The sequence below is a fragment of the uncultured Campylobacter sp. genome, assembly GCF_905373215.1.
Lineage (GTDB): Bacteria > Campylobacterota > Campylobacteria > Campylobacterales > Campylobacteraceae > Campylobacter_B.
The window spans coordinates 98,493-123,156 of sequence record NZ_CAJPRT010000001.1 but is presented as its reverse complement, the minus strand read 5'-3'; the positions used below and the strand labels follow the sequence as shown (position 1 = coordinate 123,156).

Below are 24,664 nucleotides of genomic sequence, written 5' to 3'. Positions count from 1 at the left end.
CGCAGAATGGCGCAGGCAGGCAGTTTGATAAGCCGAAAGAGAAAAGTCTGCCGAAAGGTCTGCGAGGCGGAATTTTACTAGAAATAAATGAAAGGTTTAAATGCGAAAAATTTTACTATTTTTGCTGCTTTGTGCGGGAGCTTTTGCGCTTGAGTGGGACGAAGCCGTCCTGCGGGGGGCGTTGCCAAACGGGCTTAAATACTACATTTTAGAAAATTTCGTGCCTAAAAATTCCGCCGTTTTCTATCTGGTCGTGGACGCGGGCTCGATCGATGAGGGCCCCAATGAGCGCGGGCTTGTGCATTTCATAGAGCATATGTCCTTTAACGGAAGCCGCGATTTTAGCAAAAACGAGCTCATCAAAAAGCTGCAGAGCCTGGGCGTGAAATTCGGCGCCGACGTAAATGCGCAGACGGGCTATGACAGCACGATTTACATGCTTAGCATCGCGGTTAACGAAGAAAATTTAAAGGACGTTTTTAAAATTTTTGCTTCGATTGCGGACGGAGTGGAGTTCAATCCGCTCGAGCTCGTAAAAGAAAGAGGCGTCATAATCGAGGAGGCGCGCAGCCGCGATACGCCGATCGCAAGGCTTTACGAGCGGATGGATGAGGAGCTTTACGGCGGCAGCGCATATTTTAATCGTGCGCCGATCGGCGATATGGCAGTCGTAAAATCCGTAAGCGCGCAGCGAATCAAGGAGCTTTATCAAAAAATTTACCAGCCCAGGTCTATGAAATTTATAGCCGTGGGCGATTTCAAAAAGGATAAAATTTTAAAACTGCTAAAGCAAAATTTTTCGCCTCTTAAAAATACAAGCTCCTACGCCCGCCCGGATATGGGCATTCCGTCTAGGCAGGGTTTGAAAATTTACAATTACGATACGAACGAAACATCGCTAAATTCCGTCAAAATTTCGTTTTGGGAGGAATTTGCGCCCCCAGGCAGCGAGGCGAATGCGAGAAAAATTTTAAAAAGCGAACTTATCTCAAGCCTCATCTCTACGATTTATGAGAGGGCAAAAGCTAGCGAAGGCGCGCTGCTGCGAGTTAATTTTTCCAGATCGAATTTGCAGTTTCAAAAAACGATCTATAGCTTTGATGTCGCCGTTTTGGGCGGAGATTTTGACGGCGCGATCTCGCAGGCGCTCGGGCTAATCAAAAGCCTGCGAGATAGCGGCTTTGATGCGAGCGATTTTACTCTTGCGAAGGATGCCTTGATCAGCGCGCGGCACAGCGCCTTCGAGCGCAAAAAAAGCGCGAATTCCGCGTTTTTTGCAAGAGAGATTCTTCATGCCGTAAAATCAGGAGCCGTTCTGCCTAATGCCGCAAAACAGCGTGATTTAGAGGTAAAACTGCTGCGCGAGATCAGCCTGGAGGAGCTAAATTTAGAATTTAGGCGCCTGACGGATCTAAGCGAGGTGCACGCAAGCGTTTTTAGCGGCTCCGGATATAATCTGGATGAGGCTAAATTTAAGAAGCTGCAGGATGACGCTAGAGCGATAAATACGCATGCCGCGCATAAAAAGCTGCCGGATAGCTTGATTTCTAAAAACCTGCCTGAGGGCAAAATTTTAAGCAAGAGTTTTGAGCCTCGATTTAAATTTTATACCTACCTGCTTGAAAATAACGCGACCGTGATCTTAAAGCCGCTTAAGACGCGCAAGGATTTCATCTCGTTTGCCGCGGTAAGCAGAGGCGGAATGTCTAATCTAGCGCATCCCGGGCTTGGAAGTTTTGCCGCGATGCTTTCAAACGAAAGCGGCGCAGGCGAGTTTAACAATTATGAAATTTCGCAAATTTTAAGTGGGCGGCAGGTGAATTACCGCAAAAATATCTCCGCATTCTCGCACGGATTTTACGGAAGCTGCGGCTCGCAGGATCTAAAATGGCTGCTGGAAGCGATAAACTTAGAGCTTAGCTCTCCGCGCGTAGACGAGAAAGCGTTGCAAAATTTAAAGATCAAATCGCTCGACGAGCTTGCGCGAAACGAGAAGCTGCCCGGATATAAATTTAGCAGGGAATTTAGTGAGTTTTTTTACGGCGGCAATGCGCGAATGCGCCCGCTAAGCGCCGCGCAGATCAAAGCGCTTAACGTGGAGGAGCTAAAAAAGATCGTCTATGATAAATTTAGCAACGCCGCATCCTACACTTTCGTGCTTAGCGGCGATTTTGAGTTAAAAGACGCCGAAGCCCTCATAAAAAAGTATCTGGCGAACCTGCCCGCTCGCGGCGAACGCGAGGATTTTAAAGATGACGGAATTCACAGCTTAAGCGGACGGCATGTTTTCATGCGCAACTATCAAAACTCCCCTAGAAGCGACGTTGCGCTTACCGCGATAAATAGATCCGCTCCGCATTCGCTTGAAAATGCGATAAAAATTTCCGCCCTAGCTTCGGTGCTTCAGGAAGCCCTTAGAGAGCGCATTAGAGAGAATGAGGGGCGCACTTACGGCTTTTCGGTCGCTTCGAGTCTAAGCCGCATCCCGTACGAGCACTCGAGCCTTCATATTTCGTTTTCCTGCGCGCCGCAAAATACGGATCAAATTCTATCCGCAATTAGAGAAATTTTTGCAGAAATCGCAGGCGGCGGATCGGACGTAGCGCGGCATCTTGAAAATTTTAAAAAATCTCAGATCATCACGGCGCGTACCGCTCGCGAAAGCCCTGAGTTTTGGAACGACGCGCTCGTAAAATACGCGCTTTGGAATGAGGAGATCGCCGATTTTAAGACCTTTGAAAAGATCATAAATTCCATCTCGCCGAAGGATATCGCGGAGGCGGCGCAGACATATATTTTTGACACCGATGAAACCGTGAGGATAAATGCGCCGAAATTTTAACGGGCTCGGCGTCTTTAAATTTTACTCGGGAAAATTTACTAAGCGCGTTTAAATTTAACGGCGCTTGCACGGTAAATTTTGGCGCCGCAAATTTACGTACTTTAAAAATATACCCAAGAATAAAACTCAATTAAGCCCATCTGTACCGTGCATAGATTTTAGATAAATTTTATTTTGGAATAGATTTATCTCGCCGATATATCGCTATTTTGTTACATTTTTTCTATTGATTGCATAAGTCGTATAATTGTTATCACTTTTATTGAAATTTAAAATATTATTGGCTAAATTTCCTAAGTCTTAATTTTTATTTTCAAAAAAGGAGAAAAGATGATTGTCGGTTTTTGGGCCTGTAAGCCATGTAAAAGCGGCGCAGGCCGCAATTATTCCGCTTCCGTAAAAGGCGAGAAATCCACTCAAAATCGCTGCGGGGGGGGGCTTGCACGCTCCTTAATAGTCGCGGCGTGCCTTTGCGGTCTAAGCATCGCGCAGGATTCGTCTGAAAATAACGCAACAAGGAGCGTTTCTACCAAAGAAAACCCAGTCGCGCAGAGCTCCGCTGCGGCGACAAATAGTTATAAATTCCCCGAAATAGTCGTCGTCGGCAATATCGACTCGAGTCTTACGAGCGTCGGCGATAGCTACGGCGGTACGCAAAAGATAGGCAGGACGATGATCGAGTCAATGCCTAGCGGCAACGGCGACTTCGTGCAGCTTTTGCGCACCAATCCAAACGTGCAATTCAGCTCCACAAACCGCCAGAGCACGACGCTGGGCGAGATCAGCCCCGCAAACATCAGCATTAACGGCGCGAAGTATTGGCAAAATAACTTTATGCTTGACGGCGCGAATATGAATAACGATCTCGATCCCGCTAGAAACCCCGGCGGCAATCCTACGCGCTTCTCGGCGTTTGATACGATGAATTCCGTCTCGCAAGGCATGGCGATCGATAGCGATTTTTTACGAAGCGTCGAGGTGCACGATAGCGGCGTCTCGGCAAAATACGGCGGATTTACCGGCGGCGTAGTGGAGGCTAAGACGCGAGATCCGCGCGCGGGCTTTCACGGCAAGTTTTCGATGCAGCACACCGAGGATAGTTGGACTAGGTACCATATCTACGGCGATGAGCAAAACTTTGAAAACTCCGCTACTCCGCTAAATCAGCCGAGATTTGATAAGTGGATCACGAGGTTAAATTTAGAGGGCACGGTTACCGAGGATCTGGGCTTGATGTTCGGCTACACCAACACTAGAAGTAAAATTCCGCTCAAGGCCTACGACAGAAGATATAACGCCGATACGACCATCACCGAGCGAGTTCAGAGGCGAAATATTGACAACTACTTCCTAAAGGCGCTCTGGTATGCAAGCGACCGCCTAACTATCACGCCGAGCGTAACCTACGCGCCCGAGCGAAACAAGATGTTTAACGACCATATCAAAGACTCCTACGCCGATATGAAATCGGGCGGTTTAAATTTAGCGCTTAAAACCGACTACGATGGCGATTTTGCTAGGTTTAATCAAATTTTATCCTACAGCAAGCTGGAGAGTTCGCGCGATGCGGAGAATGAATATTACAGGGCTTGGCAATACTCAAACGTAAAGAATTGGGGTAGTAAAATTTTTTCTGCTTCGGCGATAGAGGGTGGCTTTGGGGATCTCGATCAGACGCAAAAGAGCTTTTCATACAACGCGGATCTGGAGTTTAACGAATTTGATCTCGGCGGCAGCAAGCATAGATTTATCACCGGCTTTGAGTTTAAAAAGCAAGAGGCTAAATTTAACGTAAGAAAAGAATTTATGACCGCCAGCGGAATAGCACCGCTACCTGCGGGCGTACATGATTGCGATCCGAATGATGAACTCTGCTCTATAGACGATTCTTTTGCGAGGCTCGGTAGAAGCGGCCAGTTTTTTACGCGAAAAAGCTATTACAAGGGCAATACCAAGGTGGATATGAAGAGCTTGGCGGTTTATCTGGAGGATGAGATAAAAATCGGTGATCTTACCTTGCGACCGGGCGTAAGATTAAGTAGGGACGATTATATGAAGCAAACGACTGTGGCGCCGAGATTTAATAGCTACTACGATATTTTCGGCGACGGCGATTCGATCCTTAGCTTCGGTGCAAACCGCTACTACGGGCGCAATCTCTTTACCTATAAATTAAGAGAGGGTCGAGAGGGTCTTGCCACTACCTACACGCGCCCGCGCAATGCCTATACGCAAAACTGGACGCAACTGCCAAAAGACCCGTCTCTAACGAAATTTAACGAGCTAAGGGTGCCTTATGAGGATGAGCTGGTATTCGGAGCAAAGCAAAAGCTTGGAAATTTCGAGTTTTTCGGCAAATATGTAAGCCGCAAGGGCAGGGATCAGATCATCAAATCTACGCGAAGAGATCTAGGTCTAGCGCCGAATCCGAACTACCAAAACAACTATCAAACCTTTACTAATGACGGCAGAAGCGAAAATAAAATTTTAACCTTCGGCGTTAAAACCATCGATGATTATGAGGCCTTCGGTACGCTAAACGGCTTTGAGCTGGGCTTTGAGCACATCAAGATGAAAACGAACAACACCCTTTATGACATATCGCTTGATAGAGAAACGCTCGAAGATGAAAAGATAGTCGAATACGACGGCAGACTGATGAGGTTATCGGAGCTTCCGGCGCAGGACTACGCTAGGCCTTGGACGGCGAGCCTAAACATTATCACGAAAATTCCAAGCTACGGCATCAGCGTGAATAACTTTCTATCATTTAAAGGCTCACAAGAAGCGATCGCCCGCACGGGCAAGACGCCTGCGGGCAAGTATCCTGCCAGATACGATAAATACGAAAAGGTAAATCTCGGCAAAAGCTACAGCTGGGATGCGCGCATCGGATACGCTAAAAAGATGGCGGGCGAGGTGGAATTTTTTACGAATTTAGACATCTACAACGTCCTAAATAAGCGCAACAAAGCAAGACTTAGCAGCGACACCTCGCTCGATCTAGTCTATGAAGCAGGCAGGCAGTTTTGGCTGGAGGCGGGCATTCGGTGGTAGCGTGAGCTAAATTTGCGGAGCTTTTAAAATTTCAGGGCTCCGCGAAATTTTGTGAAATTTTTTAAAATTTAGGGCATTTTGCGGAATTTCAAATTTCACGCCGTGCTCCTTAAAATTTCGTACCGCGCGCTGTAAAATTTTAGCGTGCGCAAGCCGCAAAATTTTAACGTATGCGAAATTATAAAATTTACGCCCAAATTTAACTTGCAACCAATTTAAGGAGCCGAAACGACTTTTTAAATTTTAACGCCGATATCGCTTAATAAGCCTTTTCATTGAAATATCACAAACTGCTTTTGAAATTTTGACGGGCTGATCCGCCGCTCTTTAAGCATGTAGCGGCAAACCCTTTCAAAATCCGCCGCGCTCATCATAAAACTGATAAATTTGCCCTTGCCGTCATAGATGATCAAAGTATCGATCGCACGGAAGTTAAATTTCCCCTCCGTGATCTTTGAAAAAATCAGTTTAGAGATGAAAAACGGTAAAATCAATGCTACCGCGCTCATAATAAAAATTATAAATCCTCTAAGGCTTTGTAAAAATCCGGCAAACGCAACGGCTATCACGATAAACGAAAATACAATACCTACGGAATTTCTAGCCGGCACGATATGTCCGAATAGCGGCGTAGCGGTGAGCTTTATGAGCGATATCTCATCAAATTTTATAGATTTCGTGATTTTGCCTTTATTGATGTAGCTGATGCTCCTGTTCGTCAAATGAACAAAGCGCGTATGGGCACTGTTGAGATAGGACACGACGGCGAATACTACAGGAACAAACGGCGTGTAGTATGGGAAAATATCGCCTATATACAGAAACACCGGTACCGCCAAGGGAGCGAAGAATAGATTATAAATAAAGAATACTATTATGTTGTAGTCTTTGACGACGAGGGGGTTATTGTCAAATTTTGGCGGATTTCGGCGCTCGGCGCCGTTTTGTTCAGGCTACCGCGACTTCTGCGATTCGTCTTTTAAATTTTGCATTAAATTTACTCTCGTTTCAAAATTCGTCGCTAGCGGCTCGGACGTTTTTGCGGCGCTAAATTTGCCGACCTCGCCGCACTTCTTAACGACGCGATCCCAAGCAGAGCCTGTCTGCGTCCTTTCAAATTTTATTTCGTTAAAATTTGTCCGCACTGCGTATCAGCACCGCGTGTGCTTACTGCGCCGCCGTATGAAATTTCGAGATCTCACGGCTCGAAATCAAAGCAGTAAAAATCATCCGCCTCGCTCCAAAGCTCCTCTAGCGAGCACCCGTCTATCTGCGGCGCGCCGTAGAGCTCTCGCAGTGTGGCGAAATACCGCTCGCCGCTTGCGTTTGCGCCGGATTCGTCCGCGCATCTTTGAAACGAGCAGCGATCCGCATAGGCGATGATCAAGTATTGCGAGCCGCGCAAGCGAAAGCTGGGCTATGGTTCGCCGCCCTAGGCTACGCATTTTAGCAGCATTTTCTCTATGGTTTCAAATGAGTATTTCGGCATTTCGCTCCAATTTTAAAATTTTATCTCTTCCGCCGCATATCGCGAGCCGTTTTATTCCGCCAAAAACCCGAAGCGCTCGATCATATCCAAAAGCATATCGGCTCTGCAAATTTCATCGTCCAGCAGGTCATCGTATTGATCTCGCAGTCGCTCGGCGTCTTGCGCCACGGGCCCTAGATATTCCTTAGCCTGCGCGAAATCCCCTTTCATCACGTAGTATTCGCCCAAGATCACGCGAGCTTGCGTCTTGCTAACCTCGTCGCCTTCGCCCTCAAGTGCTGCTTTTAGGCTCTGCACGCCGCCCTCCTCAAGCCCTCGCGAGAGCTGCATTATAGCCTTGTTTAGATAAAGCTTCGCATCCATTTTCGCTCCTTGGCTAAATTTCATTTGAAATAATAGAACAAATTTCCGCCGTACTCAAGATCCACGGACTCCTTGCTGTCAAAAAACAGCTTAAATTCCATGTGGCTCAGATATTTGGCGTCCTGCGCTTTCTCTATAAAATTTCTTATCAGCCGCTCTATCTTTCCGCTCCCTTCGCGGCACGCCGCATCCTGCCTCGTGAAATAAAAAACTACGGGCGCGTCGGACACCGCTGCGATATACCAAATTTTAAGCGGCGCTAAAAGCTCGCTTCGGTTTTGCAGCAGCTCCTCTACCGCGCCTTGGATCAGATCGGTGCGGATCTGCGACTCGAAGGACTCGACCGAGATATAAAAATTCTTAAGTCCGTTTAGTTTCGCGCAAAGCGGCGTACGGGCGAGGTAGCGCTCGATGCACTTTTTATCGGTGATTTTTGCGGCATCTTTATCGAAGCGAAGCACGATCTTAGGCCACTCCCTGCCCGCGCCGTAAAACGCGCTGATCGCTCGAGTTTTAAATTTAGCGTCTATGAACTCTATCAGACCTCTGACGTTTTCACTATTTTTGACTTTGCCCTCTATGATCTCTTTGCAGCGCCTGCTCTGATACGGGCTTAGATCGCAAAACATCGCGCGCCTTTAAATTTAAAGCTAAATTTACTCTGCGCTATAAGCCTGCAGCATATCGAAGGTCGGAGCGAAAAAGAGCGCGCCCGTCTTTGCCGTGCTAAAATCTAGCAGGCGGTCGTAGTTGCCTCGCGGGCGGCCGATAAACATACTCTCAAGCATCAACTCCAGCGTGCTAAACGTGCTTGCGTAGGCGATGAAGTAGGTTCCCGTCTCGCCGCCTTGCACAAACGGCATATTGCCGCGCACGACCTTTTTATCGTCGCCGACGTTGGCTGCGGCGGAGTGCGAGTTGCTAGGTTTTATCTCCTCGCTCATCTCGATGTCGTTTTGTTTACTACGCCCGATGACGCGCTCCTGCTCGGCGACGCCCGCGGCGTTCCACGCGCTCATATCGTGGATATATTTTTGCACGAAAAGATAGCTGCCGCCCTTGTACGCTGCATCCTCGTCGCCTACCTTGGCGAAAAAGTCGCGATCTGCGCCTTGCGGATTTTCGGTGCCGTCCACAAAGCCGATGATAGCGCGTCCGTCGTAGTATTTAAAGCCGCAGATCTCCTCCTCGCATGTCGCGACATCCTTTAGCGCGGCTCTGATCTCGCTTGCCATATCGTAGCAAACGGCTTGATTTGCGGCTCTGATATGGATATGAATATCGCCTCCGGTGGCGGGCGCAGCGTGTTTATCGCCCTTAATTTCTTCGAAATTTTTTAGCTCCTTCGGCAAAGGCTTCGGCAAGCCGAGCATTTTCCACGCCTCAAAGCCCACGCCCAGCACGCAGCTCGTTTCGCTAGCCGCGCCGAATCTCGTAACGGCGGTTTTGTTTAAATTTATCACCAAACCGCAAAGGCCCTCGAAAGCCTTTTTGCAGGCGGTTTTGTCTGCGTTAAAGCGCCAGATCATAAACACGGTGTTGTTGCCGGGCGCGTCGGTTACGTTTTGGGATTTGACATGCGCACAGGCGCAACTTTTTTCTTCACTCATTTTTCTCTCCTTTAAAGTGAAATTTTAAAAGGAATTTTAGCGCAATATCGGTAAACGGCGGGCGTAGAGATAGAATTTAGGTGGCTTTCGGGTTTGATTTTCGGCGGAGGAAATTTTGTCTTTTATCGTTAAATTTACGGCGAGGGTGGAATTTGGCTTTAAATTTATAAAATTTACGCCGAGTGGGAAAGTGAAATTTTAGAGTTTTGCGAGGACGAAATTTTAAAGTAGTGGCAGATGGGAAGGGATTCGAACCCTCGAAAGCTTGCACTTTACACGCGTTCCAGGCGTGCTCCTTCAACCGCTCGGACACCCATCTAAATTAAAAGTCGCGATTATAGCGAAAATCTAAAATTTTGCCAAATTCCGTTTCGGCGCGCAACCGCTCGCCTTTAAATTTAAAACGCGGCGCTTGGAATTTTATCGCGCTGCTTGGAATTTCGCCGTGCTGCTTAAAAATTTTACCGCGGCGCTTGGAATTCTGCCGCTCCACTAAGCCCGGCTGCCTTACGCTTCCTAGCCGAGCGGCGATTTTACCTTGCTGCAGCTATTGTAAAATTTAGATTATCTTTGAAATTTGGACTTGCCGCCCGCCGTGGAACTAAATTTAAAAAGCGCAAGCAGATTTTTTACACGATCCGCTTGCGCCGTAAAAGCCGGGCTGCGCTTAAAATTTACGGGTGTTTTAAAATTTCGCGCCGCCCATAAATTTAAAGCTAATTAAAAATTCTATCCTTCGGGAAAGCGGACATATCGGGCAGCACGTCCTTCTCTGCGCCGATAAACGCCTTTATTTCGCTATCCTCGATGCTAAAGCCGCCGCCGAGCGCCTTGTAAGCGTTTACCGTCGCGCTTAGCACGTCAAGATCTGCCTGCACTTTATTTAGCTGCGCGCTAAGCAGGTTTCGCTGTGAATCCAAAAACTCCAGATGGTCGCTGTAGCCCGCCTGATACCTGCTTGAGGCGTTTGAATAAATTTTGCTTTGCGAAGCGACGAGATCGGTGAGGCTTGCCTGCCTTAGTTTGGCGTTTTGCACGCCTACAAGCGCGTCGCGAACGTCGCCGAAAGCGGTTTTAAGAGCTTTGTCGTATGCGATGAAGCTCGCGTTTTGCTCTAAATTTGCAAGCTCTACGCGCCTCTTTTGGCGGCCGAAATCAAGTAGCGGCCCCACGAGCGAGCCGCCGATGCTCCACGTGCTCGCGCTTGCGGTAAACAGCCTGTCAAACTCGCCGCTTGCATATCCTGCCGAGCCCGTAAGCGAGAAGGTAGGGAAGTAGCCCGCCTTGGCGACGCCTACTAAGAAGTTGCTTGAGCGCAGATTTTCGAGCGAGCTTGCGACGTCCGGGCGGTGCAGGATCACGTCGCTTGGGATCCCGCTTGGGATCTGCGGCGCGCTAGGCATTTTCGCGGCGGTCTGCGGCGCGCCGCGTAAAATTTCATCGTAGCTCTTGCCCGTTAGGATATTTAGCGAGGTCTGCGCCGCGGAGAGCTGATTTTGCACGCTTATGAGGCTTGCCTCGGCGCTTTGGACCGCGGCTTTGGCCTGATAAAATACGATCTCGCTAACCGCGCCCGCATCGAGCTGCTTTTTGCGGTAGTTTTGCGTATCTTGATAGCTTTTTAGACTGTCTTTTAAAATTTTCTCCTGTTGCTTTAGTGCTAGTAGCGTAAAATAGGTCGTCGCAACCGTGCTAGTAATCGTATTTTTGGCGGTTTCGTAGTCGTATTTCGTCGCATTAAATCGCGATTGCGCCGAATCTACGCTGTTTCGCACGCGTCCCCAAAAATCGATCTCGTAGCTTAGCACGGCGCCGATCTGATACGAGCCGTGGGAGTTACGATCGGGCTGGTTGCCGAAATTATTTTGACGCACTGCGCTGCCGCTTAAATTTACGTTCGGCAGATATTCAAGCTTGTTCAGCCCTAAATTTACGCGCGCGTACTCGACGTTATTCAGCGCGGTTTGCAGGTCGGAATTCTGCTCCAGCGCGCTTTGGATAAGGGCGTTTAGCTGCGGATCGTTAAAGCTTTTCCACCACTGCGTGCTAACGTTCGTGCTCGCGTAATCCGCCTTAAAGCCGGTCTGTTTTTGCGGCGTGACGGGCTTGAAGTTGCAACCGCAGAGTAAAATTCCAAGCGTCAAGGCGCTTAAAAGAGCATTATTTATTTTCATCGTTCACCTCGTTAGTTTGGACTTTTTTACCGCGTCTATCAAGCCAGGCGTTGAAGCTTTCGAGCAGGTAGAAAAACAGCGGCACGAAAAAGATCGCGATCGTAGATGCTGCGAGCATTCCGCCTACTACGCCGGTCCCTAGCGCGTGGCGGCTGGCAGCGCCCGCGCCGGTGGCGATAACCATCGGAAGTACGCCAAGTCCGAACGCAAGGCTCGTCATAACGATAGGGCGGAACCTCATCCTGGCGGCCTCGACGGCAGCTTCCGCGATTGAACGGTGGTTGTTTAGGTGCTCGTTCATCGCAAATTCCACGATCAAAATCGCATTTTTCGCCGCCAGACCGATTAGAAGTAGAAGTCCGATCTGAAAATATATGTCGTTATTCAGCCCGCGGAAATATGTAAATACGAGCGCGCCGAATACCGAAAACGGCACGGCGGTAAGCACGGCAAGCGGCATGAGCCACCTTTCGTATTGAGCCGCTAGTATCAAAAACACAAAGATCATTCCAAATACGAATGCCTGCGCGCCCTTGCCCGTCTCGCTGACCTCTTGATACGCGGAGCCCGCCCATCCGATAGAATATCCGCTAGGAAGCTCCTCTTTTATAACCTCTTGGATCGCTGCAATCGCCTGACCCGAGGTATAGCCCGTGTTTGGCTCACCCATAATCTGCGCTGCCGGGAAGGCATTAAATCTATTAACGGAATCAGGACCCAGCGAGCGCTCAAGCCTCACTAAAGAATTTAACGCAATCAGATCGCCACTGTCGCTGCGGACGTAGAGCGATTTTAGATCGTTAGGATCGTCTCTGTAGTTTTGCGTAGCGCGGATATAGACCTTAAACGTGCGGCCTAAGAGGTTAAAGTCGTTGATGTAATACTGCCCGATGGTGGAATTTAGCACGGTGAAAATGTCGGCTATCTTAACGCCTAGCATCTTTATCTTCTCTTTATCGAGATAGAGCTTATACTGCGGGAAATCGGTATCCAGCGTCGTTCGCACGAGCTTTAAAGCGGGGTGTTGATTAGCTTTGACAGTTACGCGATCCATATCTGCGCGAATTTCATCGTAGCTCTTGCCCGTCGTGCTTTGCGCGTAGAGCTCAAATCCGCCCGTAAGCGAAAGACCCATAATAGGCGGCGGCGTGACGACGTAGGTCATCGAGTTGCGATCGGCGCCGTAGAGCTGCCCGTTTAGCGCGGCAGCTAAGGCGAAGTTGGAATTTTCATCGCCCGGGCGATCTTTCCAGTCTTTTAGCTTCATAAAAAAAGCTCCCGCATTTTCTCTAAGCGCTCCGGCTAGCATATCGTATCCCGTGATTTGGGTTATATCTTTTACGTTTGGATACTTTTTAGCGATGCTTGCGATGAAATCCTGATCGGCTTCCGTCCTGGGCAGCGTAGATGCAGACGGAAGCGTAGTCATCGCCATAATCGAGCCTTTGTCCTCATTAGGTACCAGGCCGCTAGGAGTGAGCACAAGAAGCTTCACCATCGCATAGATGATGATGCCTACAAAAATGAGGCTGATTAGTACGTGGCGAAGAACCATACCGACGCCTGCGGCGTAAATTTTAGTTGAGATGCTAAAAAGATTATTAAACCATCTTATAAAGAAAAACGGCTCGGATTCCTTTTTTTGCAAGATTAGAGCGCAAAGTGCGGGCGTTAGTGTAAGGGCTACGAAGCCTGAAAAACATACCGAGGCTACGAGCGTTAAAGCAAATTGCCTCTGCATAACCCCAGTAAAGCCCTCCATAAACGCAACCGGCACGAAAACCGCCGAAAGCACGAGCACGATGGAGATGACGGGCGCTACGATCTCGCCCATCGCTTTCGTGGTAGCTTCTTTGACGCTGAGTTGCGGCTCCTCGTGCAAAATTCTCTCTACGTTTTCGATTACTATGATCGCATCGTCCACGACGATACCGATAGCAAGGATAAGCGCGAAAAGGGTAATTAAATTTATTGAAAATCCGAAGGCGTAAATTCCGATAAACGCGCCGCAGATCGATACGGGCGCAGCAAGCGTCGGAATGATCGTCGCTCTAAGGTTCCCTAAGAACATATACATAACGATGATGACGAGAATTAGCGCTTCAATGAAGGTATGAATAACCTCTTCGATCGATACTTTTACGAAGCTAGTCGTATCGTAGGCGACGTCGTAGGTCAGCTTGCCTGGGAAATTTGGTTTAAGCTCGTCTATGCGCTTATTTACCGCTTCAACTACGGCTAGGGCGTTGGCGCCGCTTTGCATAAAGATAAGCACAGGCACCATCTCTTTACCGTTAAATTTCGCCGAGATATTGTAGCTTGCACCGCCTAGTTTGACCTCGGCGACATCTTTTACGCGCAAGAAATTCCCGTCCTTTTGCGCGCGTATGATGATATTTTCAAACTCTTCGACGGTTTTTAAACGACCCTCAGGCTTGATCGCATAGACGTAGGGATTGCCTAAGCTCATCGGCTGCTCGCCCATCTTGCCCACGGCGTATTGGCTGTTTTGCTCGCTTATTGCGGCGATTATCTCGGCGGTCGTAACGTTAAATTTCTTAAGCAGCTCAGGCTTAACCCAGATCCTCATCGCATAATCTTTCGTGCCCAAGGCCTGAGCGTCTCCGACGCCCGGCACGCGTTTTAGCTCATCTACGACGTTGATAGCTACGTAGTTTTGCATCTCTACGACATCCATCTGCTCGCTAGGATCGTAAAACGCGAGCACTTCCAGCATCGTGCTGCTGCGCTCGGTGACGGTTACGCCATAGCGGCGCACTTCATCGGGAAGTAGCGTAAGAGCGGGCGTTACGCGGTTGTTTACATTGACTTTCGCATCTGCTGGATTTGTGCCTATTTGAAAATATACGTTGATACGAACATCGCCGGAGGAACTTGCTGAGCTTTCCATGTAGATCATATTTTCAACGCCATTGATTGCGTTTTCAAGAGGGGCTGCGACGACGTCGGCAATCGTTTGCGCATCCGCGCCGCTATATGTAGCGCTAACGACGATTTGCGGCGGCGTGAGTTGTGGATACTCCTCGACGGAGGAATTTTTAAGAGCCAAAACGCCCGCGATTACGATGATGATCGAAACGACGCAGGCAAAAACGGGGCGGTTGATGAAAAATTTAGAAAACATTATTTCCCGCTTTCCGCATTGCTCTGAGACGGTTGCTCGTTCGGCTGCCCCGCTACGTAAGGATCGGTGCTTGCGGGTACCGGAGTGACCTTGGAGCCCACGTTGATCTTTTTAAAATTATCCAAAATGATCTGATCGCCGTCTTGCAGTCCGCTTGAAATCGTCGCTGTGCGGGTATCTTGCGCTGCGATTTTGACCACTTTTTTAGCAACCTTGCCGTCTTGTACGACATAGACTATGGTGTTGCTAAGATCTTGCTTGAGCGCAACTTGCGGAATTTTAAAGCCGTTTTTCTGATAAAAGCCCTCGACGCTTACTTTAATAAAAATTCCAGGGCGAATTTCCAAGCTTGGATTTGGAATTTGAGCTTTGGCGCTGACGGACGCCGTGTTTGTATTGATGACGCTATCGATAAAGCTTAGCGTGCCGTTGTAGTCCTTGCCGCCGAGATTTATGCTTACCTGACGACCCAGCTGCTTCCACTGCCCGTTTTTTAAATTTGCATCAAGTTCCAGCCTATCGACGTCCGCGATGCCGAATTCTACGTCGATCGGATCAAATTTGCTAAGGCGCACCAGATCCTCGCCAACGTTTACGTATGTGCCTACGTCCTTTTGCGTATCGCCCGCCATGCCGTCAAAAGGTGCGGTCACGAGCGAGTGATCAAAATCGATCTTGGCACTTTTAAAATTTGCTTCGGCTACCATAAACGCGGCTTTTGCGGTGTCGAAATCCTTTTGAGAGATCGTGTTGCTAGCTTTTAGCGCCTTAGCTCTTTTGTAGTCCGCCGAGGCGTTTTGCAGATTAGCGTTTGCGCTGTCAAACGCCGCTTGGTAGCGCGAGCGGTCGATCTCGTAGAGCACATCGCCCTTTTTGACGCTGCGCCCCGGCTCGAAAAGCTGCTTTTCGATGGTGCCCGAAACCTGCGGCTTTAGCATTATCTCAAGCTCGCTTACGGTCTGCCCGTTAAATTTTAAAATTATCGGCACGTCGGCGGATTTGGCGGTAAATACGCCGACCGGCAGCGCGGGGGTCTCGCCGCCTTGCTTCGCGCCTTTATCTTCCTTTTTTTCGAAATAGGAGCAGCCCGAAACTAAAAACGCTGCGAAAATCAAACTAGCGACTTTTTTCATGTAAATTCCTCTATTTGGGTTAAAATTTTGCATTTGTAATAGTTATTACGAATAAATTATAAATTATAATAAAAACTATATAAATAAAACTTAAATTTAGCCCGTAAAATAATATATCTGGGGAATTATAGCGGAATTTCGATATAATCGCGCTAAAATTTTAAAGGCTTTTTATGAAAAGAATTCTTACTATCGCGGGTTCGGATAGCGGCGGCGGCGCGGGCATTCAAGCCGATATCAAGACGATTAGCGCGCATAAGATGTTTGCTATGAGCGCTATTACGGCGCTTACGGCGCAAAATTCGCGCGGCGTATTCGGCGTGCTGGACGTTTCGCCAGATTTTGTAGAGGCACAGCTGGATGCGATTTTTAGCGACATCTTTCCTGACGCCGTTAAAATCGGAATGATCTCCAATGAGGGGGTTGCTGAGGCTATCGCAAAGAGCCTGAGCAGGCACGGCGCGAAAAACGTCGTCTTAGATCCCGTGATGGTCGCCACCAGCGGCGGAGTTTTGATGAAACAAAGCGCGCTGCATGCGCTAAAATACGAGCTCGCCCCCGCCGCGGAGATCATCACGCCCAACGTGCGCGAGGCGGAGGTCTTGGCGGAGATGAAAATTTCAAGCTTAGCCGATATGCGCGCCGCTGCGGTTAAAATTTCGCAATTTTTAGGCGGCGCGATTTTGATTAAAGGCGGCGATCTTGCCGGTGTGAGCGAGGCTTGCGGCGCGGAGGATGCGGCGCAAAATTTTAAAGCTTTTGGGCATGAGATAGGCGAAAACGGGGCGCTCAAAAATTCTGCAGATTTGACGGAGCGCGCAAATTTCGCGGATGAAAATTTTACTAGCGAATGCAAAATTTTAACGGCGAGCGCGGAGCCCTCTTTTGAACAAAATTTATCCGCAGCGCCTTTAGATGCAGGTTTTGAACCGAGCGGCGAGGGCGCGGATTTGAGAAATTTGGCGGTCGATATTTTATACGAAAACGGTAAATTTTATGAATTTTCCGCGCCTAAAATTGCTACGCGCAACACCCATGGTACGGGCTGCACGCTCTCAAGCGCGATCGCATGCGCGCTGGCGGCGGGGCTTAGCCTACCCGCAGCCGTCGCCCATGCCAAGGGCTTCGTGCGCAGGGCACTTGGCTGGGGTGAGCAGATCGGGCACGGATGCGGCGCGATAGATCATTATTTCACGGTCCAAGATCCCTTCGGCGCGGACTTTGGCGGATCTTGCGCGAACGAAATCAAAATCATCTCTCGAGACTAAAATTTCAAGCGCTCATTGAAATCCCCGCATTCGTAAAATTCCAAAATTTCGCTGCTATTAAATTTAATCTAGCGGCACGAGATCGTCCAAACGGTTCGTCGCGGCTTGTTATAAACGATGAGATTACGTGGCTAAAAAGCGTGCGCTACGGGGATATGCGCACTTAAAATTTTAGTTGATTTTTAGGCATCATAATCCGCGTAGAATTTTAAAGAATTTTTGAATTTTATTGTAGGGTTCGTGCTGCAAGTTAGAGCTTTCCTTATTTGCCTTATGCTATAGCTCTGCTTCGTGGCATTGTTAAATTTGCGTTATTTCTCATAAGGCTTTATACGCGAAAAAAGAGAGTTAGAAATATAAAACTAGTCATGCACTCACTGCTCACGTTACTGCCTACCTTCACCCCTATAAGGTAGATGCATCACATTGTATGCCGACCATAGCGCTATACTTGCCGCGGCATTGCGTCCCCGCTGCGAACTTAGCGATCCATGCCTGTCGTTTCATATTCGCTGAGCTTGCTAAAATTCCAAATTTCCTCGCAAAAGAGTTATAATGGCTAAAATTACGTAAATTTAGGAATTTAAAATGCGCCGCAAAAAAGGACTACTACTCTTAATCATCGCCTCAGGGATAATCTCTGCCGCAGATAACTGGATCGCATCGCTACTGCTGCCTAGCATCGCAGATACGTTTGGGGTGCAGGTAAGCGCCGCCTCCACAGTTTTGACGGCATATCTGATCCCATACGGCTTACTTCAGTCGGTATACGGACATCTTAGCGATCGCTACGGTAGAGGTAAAATTTTAATTCTGCTAATGCTCTTTTTGGCGATATTTACGCTTCTTTGTTCCACTGCAAAAAGTTTAGCGTGGCTTGTTTTATTTCGTTTTTGCACGGGATGCGCGGCGGCGGGTATAATCGCCGTCTGCCTCGGCGTTATAGGCGATGCATATGACGAGAAGGATAGACAAAAAATCGTAGCGATATTTCTGGGCTCGGTATTTTTAGGGCAGGGGCTGAGTGCGGCTTTAGGTGGATGGGCGGTGGCTAGATTTTCTTGGAGGGAGATATTTTTAGCCTTTTCTGCGCTGTCTGCGGCATCTTTCGTATCACTATTTACGCTAAATTTCAAAGACGCTCCGAAAAGCGGAGGCGAAAGTTTCGTAAAATCCCTAGCTAGCTTGCGCAGCGATGCTGCGCTTTTGAGAAGTTATTTTTTGGCTTTATGTAACGGCGTAATTGTGCTCGGTGCGTACTCGTTCATAGGCGCTTATCTGCTTAAAAAGCTGGGCTTGAACTCAAATTTTGCCGGAGTCTGCCTTATGCTTTACGGCGTCGCTTGCTTTTTGGCAGGAAACGCTGCTAGATATTTAAAAGAGAAGTTGCCGCCAAAAGAAATTCTATCCCTCGGCTTTTTGGCGTCCGCTTCTGCGCTGTGCCTTTTGGCGAGTTGCTTTGCTGCCACTGCATATGTAGGAACATTTTTGTTGGGATTTGGCTATGTTTGCGCGCAGTCGGTCCTAGCAAGCGCAGCGCTTCGTTGCGGCTCCGCCAAAGGTCTATCCTCTGGGATCATAGGCACGGCGATATTTTTCGGAGGTGGTATCGGTACTGCCGTAGGTGGCAAGGCGCTTGAATATTTAAGCTACCAAGGGCTATTTTGCGGCTTTGCCGCGTTAGCCGCCGCGCTGCTGATTTTTTACCGTGCAAGCTTTAAGGGCACGCGCGGAATTTAATTCTCTGCAACAATAGCAGAATTTAAAATTAAACACACTTTTCTGCCGAGAAATTTCCTAAAATTACGCTATTTCAGGGCGCCGCATTGGTATCGTTGTAAATATCGCCGTGCATTGTATCACGCTGCCGATTTTTCAGCTTCCGTGGTATGAGTTTGTTTCGGAATTTTTCGGGCACGCGGTTTGGTTTTGGGCGATCGAAGTATTCCGCCGCGATCTACGAAATCGCGTAACCGACGAGCCAGATTCTGCGGATCGCCCAAGTGCTTCGCCCCTTTAATTAAAATTTAAATCCCGCATGGCTCCGCCAGGAATTTCACAACCTTCCAAATGCACTTGAAATTCACGATAAATTTTTATGTTAAAATTATGATTAATAAAATTTCAAAAGGAGCGGCAATGAAATATAAAATTTTAGTTGCAACCTTTACGGCTGCTTTGGGTCTACAGGGAGCGCTTGCGAGCGATTTTGACGAGCGGGCTTGCGCGGCGCTAAAGGGCACGAAAATTTACGATACAAAGATTAGCGAAGCGATCTGGAATCAAAGCGGCGAAATCGGCGCTGATAAGATGTTTGCGCTAACCGGCGGAGCCAAAAAGACGCTAAAAGCCGCGCCGCACTGCATAATTCACGGTGAGATAGCCTCCCGCACGGGCTCGGACGGCAAGCATTACGGCATAAAATTTGAGCTGCGCTTGCCGGGCGACTGGAACGGCAAGCTGCTATTTCAGGGCGGAGGCGGTTTGGACGGCTTCGTAGCGCCGGCTCTTGGCGCCGTGCCTATCCGCACTAGCACTGCAACGCCCGCGCTTATGAGGGGCTATGCGGTCGTCACGACCGATTCGGGACATCCTACGCCTACGCCCGAGTTTGGACTTGAGCAGCAGGCGCGGTTAGACTATGCCTATCAGGCTATCGGCAAGGTCGCGAGCGTCTCAAAGCAGCTGGTTTTTGCAGCGTATAAAAAAGCGCCCGCACACAGCTACTTTATGGGCTGCTCAAACGGCGGACGCTCGGCTTTGATGGCGGCGCAGAGGTATCCACTGGAATTTGACGGCGTAATCGCGGCAAATCCCGGCTTTAGGCTTTCGCGCGCGGCGATTGCGGAGCAGTGGGACAACCGGCAGCTTATGAAGATCGCGCCTAAAAACGCTGCAGGGGAGAAAATTTTTGCAAACGCCCTTACGCAGGAGGATTTGGATAAGCTAAGCATGGCGGTTCTGGATAAATGCGACGCGCTAGACGGCCTAAAAGACGGAATCATCGGCGCTTGGGAGCGTTGCGAGTTCGATCCCAGCGGACTTGATCTGCCCAAAGATAAAATTTCTGCGATAAAGGCGATTTTGAGGGCGCAAAAAACAGCAAGGGCGAGCAAATTTACAGCGACTGGTTTTACGATGCCGGGATAAATCAGCCCGGCTGGCGCATGTGGAAGCTTGGCGACTCGCAAACGGCAGAGCCAAATGCTAGAAATATCGTGCTCTCAAAGGGTTCGATGAATTATTATTTCTTGACGCCGCCGCAACCGGAGTTTGATCTGATGAGCTTTGATTTCGATAAGGATGTAGAGCGAACGTTCGAGACCGCAGCGATAAACGATGCGATTTCGACCAAGCTAGATAGCTTCCGCGCTAACGGCGGCAAACTCATCATCGTAACGGGCGTTTCCGATCCCGTGTTTTCGGCGATGGATCAGCGCGATTGGTTCAAAAAGCTACAAGAAACGAACGCGAACGCGGATGAGTTTGCGCGATTTTTTGCCTTGCCGGGGATGAATCACTGCGGCGGCGGCAACGGTATCGATGACGTCGATCCGCTAAGCGCGCTTGAAGCGTGGCGCGAGCAGGGAACGGCTCCTTCTAGCCTGCTGGGCAAAAGCGCGAGCCGTGCCGGCAAGCAGATCGAGGTCTGCGCGTATCCAAAAGTGGCTACCTACGTAGGCGGCGACGAAAATAACGCGAGTAGCTTTGAATGCAGATAAAATTTGATTTGAAGCGGCACCTAGCAACGGAGCGTTTGGGCTAAATTTAGCTCGCAGCTCCGTTAAAATCCACGCTCGTCAAACGGGTGCGGACAGATTAAAATTTTAAAGGACGGAAATGACCGAACCGAAAACCGGCGATCTCTTCGCCGTAAAGCTTAAGAGGCGGGACGCGTATTTTACCGCGCAGATCCTAAGCGCTCAGGTGGGGCTAGTCGCGCTCGTTTTGGACGGCTTTGCGAGCGTGCCGCTCGGGCTAAAAGAAGCGGAAAGGCTCAAGCCGTTTTACTTCGATCATCACTTTTGGAAGCGCGGGGAATTTTATCTCGGCGCAGATGAAATTTTAGACGCCGAGCCCGTTTTCATTGGCAACGCCGCTTTGATTTGCGAGCCGCCGGAGTGCGTGAGCCTGCAAAGCATCGAACAGATCTGCATGCAGCTTGCGTGGAATAAGCTGCCGAAGCAGATCCGCGCTAAATTTAAATATATTAGCAAGCAAAAACTTGAAATTTCGCAGCCGCAAAGCAGGGAATTCTACGCCGCTTTAGCGCGGCAAAATCCGTTTTGCTACGATATGAAAAGCGCGGTTTGGGATGAAAATTTGAAAAATTTTTTAGAAGCGACGCCGATGATGACGCAGCTTGAGCTAAGCTGTGCCGCCAAAAGCCTGGATATCTCGCGCACGCACCTACAGCAGCTCGTCTTGCATGCGAGCGGCACGGAGGAGATCACGCTAAACGGCTCGCTGTGGCGGCTCGTGATAAACGGCGATATCGCGCGGCTAAAAAGCGTGCGCTGCCCTTTTGACGGCGAGCTTTTGAGCGTCCAACTAAACCTAAGCGGCGGCGGATTTTGCATTCGCGGACTTGAAAAACTGCGCGATCTACAGATATTTTCGCAGCGCGGCGAGTGCATTGATCTCGCATGCGTTGCGGCGAGCTTTCCGAATTTGCGCGAAATTTTCATTAACGCGCAGGGCGGCACGCTAAAAAACATCGACGCGCTTGCCAAATTTAAACACCTAAAAGACGTCTGGCTAAGCGACGTTTACGGATTTGAACGCTTTCCGACTAGGGCGCAGCTGCCGCATCTAAAACGCCTTTGTTTCTGGTCGGTGCCTAAAGGCGCTTGCGAGGCGGCTAGAGCGCAGTTTAAAGACATAGAAAGCCTCGTAATCAAGCAGCCGCGAAGCAAGCAGTGGCTGGCGGCAAATTTAAACAACCCGCTGCGCCGCTGGGACGGCAGAGAGGGCGTGGGCGCGGCGACTGCTAGAAAGGCGATGAGGGCTTATGCAGGCGCGCATAAGAAGCTAAGCGCGCTAGAAGCAGAATCCGCAAGCGACGAGCTCAAGACCGAGAAGACCGAAATTTTAAAAGAATTTATCGCCGTTTTTAACGCGATAGACGCCAAGCATAGCATCGACACTATGGAGCGCGAGGAGATTCGGGAGGCATTTTGCAAGCTGGCAGAGCTTGCGGCGGCGGATGCGAAGTCGCAAGAGCGTATCTGGGAGCAAAACGCGGAATTTTAGCCAAACGAAGCGGCGCGGTCGCTATGATGAAAAACAGCGTGTGGACACTGCGCGATCGGGCTTTGTTTGGGCGCGGCGCGCGAGATTTAAAATTTAACGCCGAAGCGAGCTTTGGCGGGCGCATGGATAAAATTTAAGCTGAGCGGCGGTAGAATTGCGCGGTTTTAATGAAAGCTTTAATTTGCGCCTTTGTGGCATTAAATTTGCGCTTATTAGGGCAGAATAAATTTAAGGAGTAAAGATGAGAAGTAAAATTTTAATCGCGGTCTTTGCGGCGGCGCTTTTGTGCGGCTGCGCGGCGAACGATGCAAAGATAGGCAGGGAGGCGGATAAGAGGAGCGAAAGCGCGGCTGCGGACTGCGGCACGAGTGAGGGCGTCTGCAAGGTGCCCGCCGTGCAGGGGCCGATGGTAGGCGGCGGCACGGACGAGCACGGCTGCTTGATCGCCGCGGGCCAGAGCTTTTCAAAGATGAAAAACGGCTGCGTGCAGGTCTTTGATGTCGCGGACGTGAGGTTGGCTGATCCGGATAACGCTACGCTTGCGATCTACGGGATATTTTCCGCGGATAAAAGCAGGGTAGAAATTTTTTGGGCGAGCTTGCCGCAGAGCGAAATTTTAAGCAAAGTTAAGGGCGGTTACTACGTCTCGAAGGACGGAAAAATTTCGCTGCTAAAAACAAAAAGCGGCAAGGGCTATAAGATCCGCAGAAAATAGCGGGTGAAATTTTAAGCCCGCTAAATTTCGCGCGCCGCGAAAGAATTTAATCCAAGCGCGCCGAGGCTTAGGCTCGCTCAGTAGAGCTTAAGACGAAATTTAGGGGGCTACTACCGAGCGATTTTTCGCGCCGCCGATGAATTTTAATCAAAGGAGTAAAAATTGAGGTCATTAAAGTCGATCTACAAAAATCATATCCCAAACCCCGGCGCGACCACGCTCGTATCGGCCAAATACGATGGCGACGTCAATGCGATGGCGATAACGTGGGCGCAGGCGCTTGACTACGACAAGGTTACCATCGTGCCGCACAACGGCTCGTACACGAGGACGCTCATTGAAAAGAGCGGGTATTTCGCCGTGCAGATCCCTACGGCCGCGCAGGCGGAGCCGCTTAGCGAGCTGGGCGCCGAAAATAACTCACGCTTTGATAACGCGGACAAGATGAAAAACGTGGAAATTTTTTATCAAGATGACTCCCGCGTACCGCTGATCGCGGGCTGCGCTGCATGGCTCGTTTGCAAGCGTATCCCCGAGCCTCGCAACGAGCAGAGCTACGATCTTTTCATAGGCGAGGTCGTCGCGGCATACGCGGACGAGCGGATATTTGACGGCAGGCACTGGCTGTTCGAAAAGATCCCTGACGAGCTAAAAACGCTCCACTACGTCGCCGGCGGTCGGTATTATCTTGACGGCAAAGCGGTAGATACCAAGCGCACGCCCCCATAAGCGACGAATAAAACGCCCCGCAAAATGCTGGCAAATTTGTAAATTTAAGACGAGCGCGCGCGTGAATACGCGGCGAGCTTTAGTAAAATTTTAAACTGAAAAAACCAAGAAAGGATAGAAAATGAAAAAATATATCGTCATCACCGGCGCAAGTTCGGGTATCGGAGCAGCTACGGCAAAGGCCTTTGCCGGGCGAGGAGAAAATTTGATCCTAATCGCGCGCAGAGCGGAGCTTCTGCAAAACTTAAAGGACGAGATCGCTAAAATTTCGCCTGAATCAGACGTCGTGATTAAAATTTGCGACCTTGCGCGTAGCGAGAACGTCTTGGCGCTTTGGGACGAGCTAAAAAGCTACGAACTAAAGGCGCTCATAAACAATGCGGGCTTCGGGGATTGCGGCGCGGTCGGCGAGCGCGATCTCGCCAAAATCTCGCAGATGCTACGTCTCAACGTCATTTCGCTCACGCTGCTAAGCCATCTCTTCGTGCGCGACTACAAGCGTAAGCCCGCCCAGCTCATCAATGTCTCCTCCGTGGGCGGCTACAGCATCGTACCAAACGTCGTTACCTACTGCGCGAGCAAGTTTTTCGTAAGCGCCTTTACCGAGGGCTTGCACCGAGAGCTGGCGCAGGATAAAGAGGCCAAAATGCAGGCTAAAGTTTTAGCGCCCGCCGCGACTAGGACGGAGTTCGGTCCCATGGCGACGGATGACGCGGGCTACGACTACGACGCGGCTTTTAAGCGCTATCACTCAAGCGAGGAGATGGCGGAATTCTTGCTTACGCTTTACGACAGCGACGCGTGTGTGGGCGCGGTGGATCGAAACAGCTTCGAGTTTAGCTTGGTGGCTGCGCGATTTGACTACGCGGGCAAACGCTAAATTTAT

The 24,664-nt window shown here is 49.5% G+C and carries 20 protein-coding genes and 1 tRNA gene; 11 read left to right on the top strand and 10 right to left on the bottom strand.

Going from position 1 to position 24,664, the window contains the following annotated elements; genetic code table 11:
• Positions 1 to 100 precede the first annotated feature (100 nt).
• A complete protein-coding gene (locus QZ176_RS00570; protein ID WP_295150251.1) occupies positions 101 to 2,842 on the top strand; it encodes an insulinase family protein in 2,742 nt (913 codons plus the stop codon).
• Between the two features lie 330 nt (positions 2,843 to 3,172).
• A complete protein-coding gene (locus QZ176_RS00565; protein WP_295150248.1) occupies positions 3,173 to 5,899 on the top strand; it encodes a TonB-dependent receptor plug domain-containing protein in 2,727 nt (908 codons plus the stop codon).
• Between the two features lie 6 nt (positions 5,900 to 5,905).
• On the opposite strand, the gene QZ176_RS00560 is transcribed toward QZ176_RS00565, so the two are convergent.
• The 10 genes from QZ176_RS00560 to QZ176_RS00515 form a co-directional block, all read right to left on the bottom strand.
• On the bottom strand, positions 5,906 to 6,109 hold the full coding sequence (locus tag QZ176_RS00560; protein ID WP_295150245.1) for a hypothetical protein: 204 nt from the start codon (positions 6,107 to 6,109) through the stop codon (positions 5,906 to 5,908).
• A gap of 62 nt (positions 6,110 to 6,171) precedes the next feature.
• Positions 6,172 to 6,726 (bottom strand): hypothetical protein, encoded by a 555-nt coding sequence (locus QZ176_RS00555; protein WP_295150242.1) that lies wholly within the window; start codon positions 6,724 to 6,726, stop codon positions 6,172 to 6,174.
• A 371-nt stretch (positions 6,727 to 7,097) separates the two neighbouring features.
• Positions 7,098 to 7,286: a hypothetical protein gene (locus QZ176_RS00550; RefSeq protein WP_295150239.1), complete on the bottom strand. Its 189-nt coding sequence runs from the start codon at positions 7,284 to 7,286 to the stop codon at positions 7,098 to 7,100.
• Between the two features lie 153 nt (positions 7,287 to 7,439).
• Entirely contained in the window at positions 7,440 to 7,751 is a 312-nt protein-coding gene (locus QZ176_RS00545) for a hypothetical protein (protein WP_295150236.1), read from the bottom strand.
• Between the two features lie 20 nt (positions 7,752 to 7,771).
• A complete protein-coding gene (locus QZ176_RS00540) occupies positions 7,772 to 8,380 on the bottom strand; it encodes a hypothetical protein (RefSeq protein WP_295150234.1) in 609 nt (202 codons plus the stop codon).
• A 27-nt stretch (positions 8,381 to 8,407) separates the two neighbouring features.
• On the bottom strand, positions 8,408 to 9,361 hold the full coding sequence (locus QZ176_RS00535; protein ID WP_295150231.1) for a Dyp-type peroxidase: 954 nt from the start codon (positions 9,359 to 9,361) through the stop codon (positions 8,408 to 8,410).
• Between the two features lie 231 nt (positions 9,362 to 9,592).
• Positions 9,593 to 9,680, bottom strand: a tRNA-Ser gene (locus QZ176_RS00530).
• Between the two features lie 397 nt (positions 9,681 to 10,077).
• Positions 10,078 to 11,535: a TolC family protein gene (locus tag QZ176_RS00525; RefSeq protein ID WP_295150228.1), complete on the bottom strand. Its 1,458-nt coding sequence runs from the start codon at positions 11,533 to 11,535 to the stop codon at positions 10,078 to 10,080.
• Positions 11,522 to 14,680, bottom strand: coding sequence for a multidrug efflux RND transporter permease subunit (locus QZ176_RS00520; RefSeq protein WP_295150226.1), 3,159 nt, complete (start codon positions 14,678 to 14,680; stop codon positions 11,522 to 11,524). Before QZ176_RS00520 ends, QZ176_RS00525 begins: the two co-directional genes overlap by 14 nt.
• Positions 14,680 to 15,813, bottom strand: a complete 1,134-nt coding sequence (locus QZ176_RS00515) for an efflux RND transporter periplasmic adaptor subunit (protein ID WP_295150224.1) — start codon at positions 15,811 to 15,813, stop codon at positions 14,680 to 14,682. Before QZ176_RS00515 ends, QZ176_RS00520 begins: the two co-directional genes overlap by 1 nt.
• Positions 15,814 to 15,986: 173 nt before the next feature.
• Here QZ176_RS00515 and thiD point away from each other — a divergent pair, with 173 nt between their 5' ends.
• From thiD to QZ176_RS00470, 9 genes are all read left to right on the top strand, one after another.
• Complete coding sequence (gene thiD, locus QZ176_RS00510) at positions 15,987 to 17,081, top strand: bifunctional hydroxymethylpyrimidine kinase/phosphomethylpyrimidine kinase (protein ID WP_295150221.1); 1,095 nt, start codon at positions 15,987 to 15,989, stop codon at positions 17,079 to 17,081.
• Positions 17,082 to 17,669: 588 nt separating this feature from the next.
• Positions 17,670 to 18,821, top strand: coding sequence for an MFS transporter (locus QZ176_RS00505; RefSeq protein WP_295150219.1), 1,152 nt, complete (start codon positions 17,670 to 17,672; stop codon positions 18,819 to 18,821).
• 109 nt (positions 18,822 to 18,930) lie between these two features.
• Entirely contained in the window at positions 18,931 to 19,101 is a 171-nt protein-coding gene (locus QZ176_RS00500; RefSeq protein ID WP_295150217.1) for a hypothetical protein, read from the top strand.
• A gap of 119 nt (positions 19,102 to 19,220) precedes the next feature.
• Positions 19,221 to 20,231: a tannase/feruloyl esterase family alpha/beta hydrolase gene (locus QZ176_RS00495; protein ID WP_295150214.1), complete on the top strand. Its 1,011-nt coding sequence runs from the start codon at positions 19,221 to 19,223 to the stop codon at positions 20,229 to 20,231.
• Positions 20,198 to 20,803, top strand: a complete 606-nt coding sequence (locus QZ176_RS00490) for a tannase/feruloyl esterase family alpha/beta hydrolase (protein WP_365951367.1) — start codon at positions 20,198 to 20,200, stop codon at positions 20,801 to 20,803. The genes QZ176_RS00495 and QZ176_RS00490 overlap by 34 nt, the downstream gene beginning before the upstream one ends.
• Positions 20,804 to 20,921: 118 nt before the next feature.
• Positions 20,922 to 22,334 carry a hypothetical protein gene (locus tag QZ176_RS00485; RefSeq protein WP_295150213.1) on the top strand — a complete coding sequence of 471 codons (1,413 nt, stop codon included), beginning with the start codon at positions 20,922 to 20,924 and terminating at the stop codon, positions 22,332 to 22,334.
• 241 nt (positions 22,335 to 22,575) lie between these two features.
• Positions 22,576 to 23,049 (top strand): hypothetical protein, encoded by a 474-nt coding sequence (locus QZ176_RS00480; protein ID WP_295150211.1) that lies wholly within the window; start codon positions 22,576 to 22,578, stop codon positions 23,047 to 23,049.
• A 162-nt stretch (positions 23,050 to 23,211) separates the two neighbouring features.
• The gene (locus QZ176_RS00475; RefSeq protein WP_295150209.1) at positions 23,212 to 23,778 is read left to right on the top strand and encodes a flavin reductase family protein; all 567 of its coding nucleotides are present in this window, start codon (positions 23,212 to 23,214) and stop codon (positions 23,776 to 23,778) included.
• Between the two features lie 121 nt (positions 23,779 to 23,899).
• Complete coding sequence (locus tag QZ176_RS00470; protein ID WP_295150206.1) at positions 23,900 to 24,658, top strand: SDR family NAD(P)-dependent oxidoreductase; 759 nt, start codon at positions 23,900 to 23,902, stop codon at positions 24,656 to 24,658.
• Positions 24,659 to 24,664: the final 6 nt, after the last annotated feature.

Bases quoted from the DNA above. Each gene is read 5' to 3' on its own strand.
- QZ176_RS00570 (WP_295150251.1), top strand. From the start codon at position 101: ATGCGAAAAATTTTACTATTTTTGCTGCTTTGTGCGGGAGCTTTTGCG.
- QZ176_RS00565 (WP_295150248.1), top strand. From the start codon at position 3,173: ATGATTGTCGGTTTTTGGGCCTGTAAGCCATGTAAAAGCGGCGCAGGC.
- QZ176_RS00545 (WP_295150236.1), bottom strand. From the start codon at position 7,751: ATGGATGCGAAGCTTTATCTAAACAAGGCTATAATGCAGCTCTCGCGA.
- QZ176_RS00540 (WP_295150234.1), bottom strand. From the start codon at position 8,380: ATGTTTTGCGATCTAAGCCCGTATCAGAGCAGGCGCTGCAAAGAGATC.
- QZ176_RS00535 (WP_295150231.1), bottom strand. From the start codon at position 9,361: ATGAGTGAAGAAAAAAGTTGCGCCTGTGCGCATGTCAAATCCCAAAAC.
- QZ176_RS00525 (WP_295150228.1), bottom strand. From the start codon at position 11,535: ATGAAAATAAATAATGCTCTTTTAAGCGCCTTGACGCTTGGAATTTTA.
- QZ176_RS00520 (WP_295150226.1), bottom strand. From the start codon at position 14,680: ATGTTTTCTAAATTTTTCATCAACCGCCCCGTTTTTGCCTGCGTCGTT.
- QZ176_RS00515 (WP_295150224.1), bottom strand. From the start codon at position 15,813: ATGAAAAAAGTCGCTAGTTTGATTTTCGCAGCGTTTTTAGTTTCGGGC.
- thiD (WP_295150221.1), top strand. From the start codon at position 15,987: ATGAAAAGAATTCTTACTATCGCGGGTTCGGATAGCGGCGGCGGCGCG.
- QZ176_RS00505 (WP_295150219.1), top strand. From the start codon at position 17,670: ATGCGCCGCAAAAAAGGACTACTACTCTTAATCATCGCCTCAGGGATA.
- QZ176_RS00495 (WP_295150214.1), top strand. From the start codon at position 19,221: ATGAAATATAAAATTTTAGTTGCAACCTTTACGGCTGCTTTGGGTCTA.
- QZ176_RS00485 (WP_295150213.1), top strand. From the start codon at position 20,922: ATGACCGAACCGAAAACCGGCGATCTCTTCGCCGTAAAGCTTAAGAGG.
- QZ176_RS00480 (WP_295150211.1), top strand. From the start codon at position 22,576: ATGAGAAGTAAAATTTTAATCGCGGTCTTTGCGGCGGCGCTTTTGTGC.
- QZ176_RS00470 (WP_295150206.1), top strand. From the start codon at position 23,900: ATGAAAAAATATATCGTCATCACCGGCGCAAGTTCGGGTATCGGAGCA.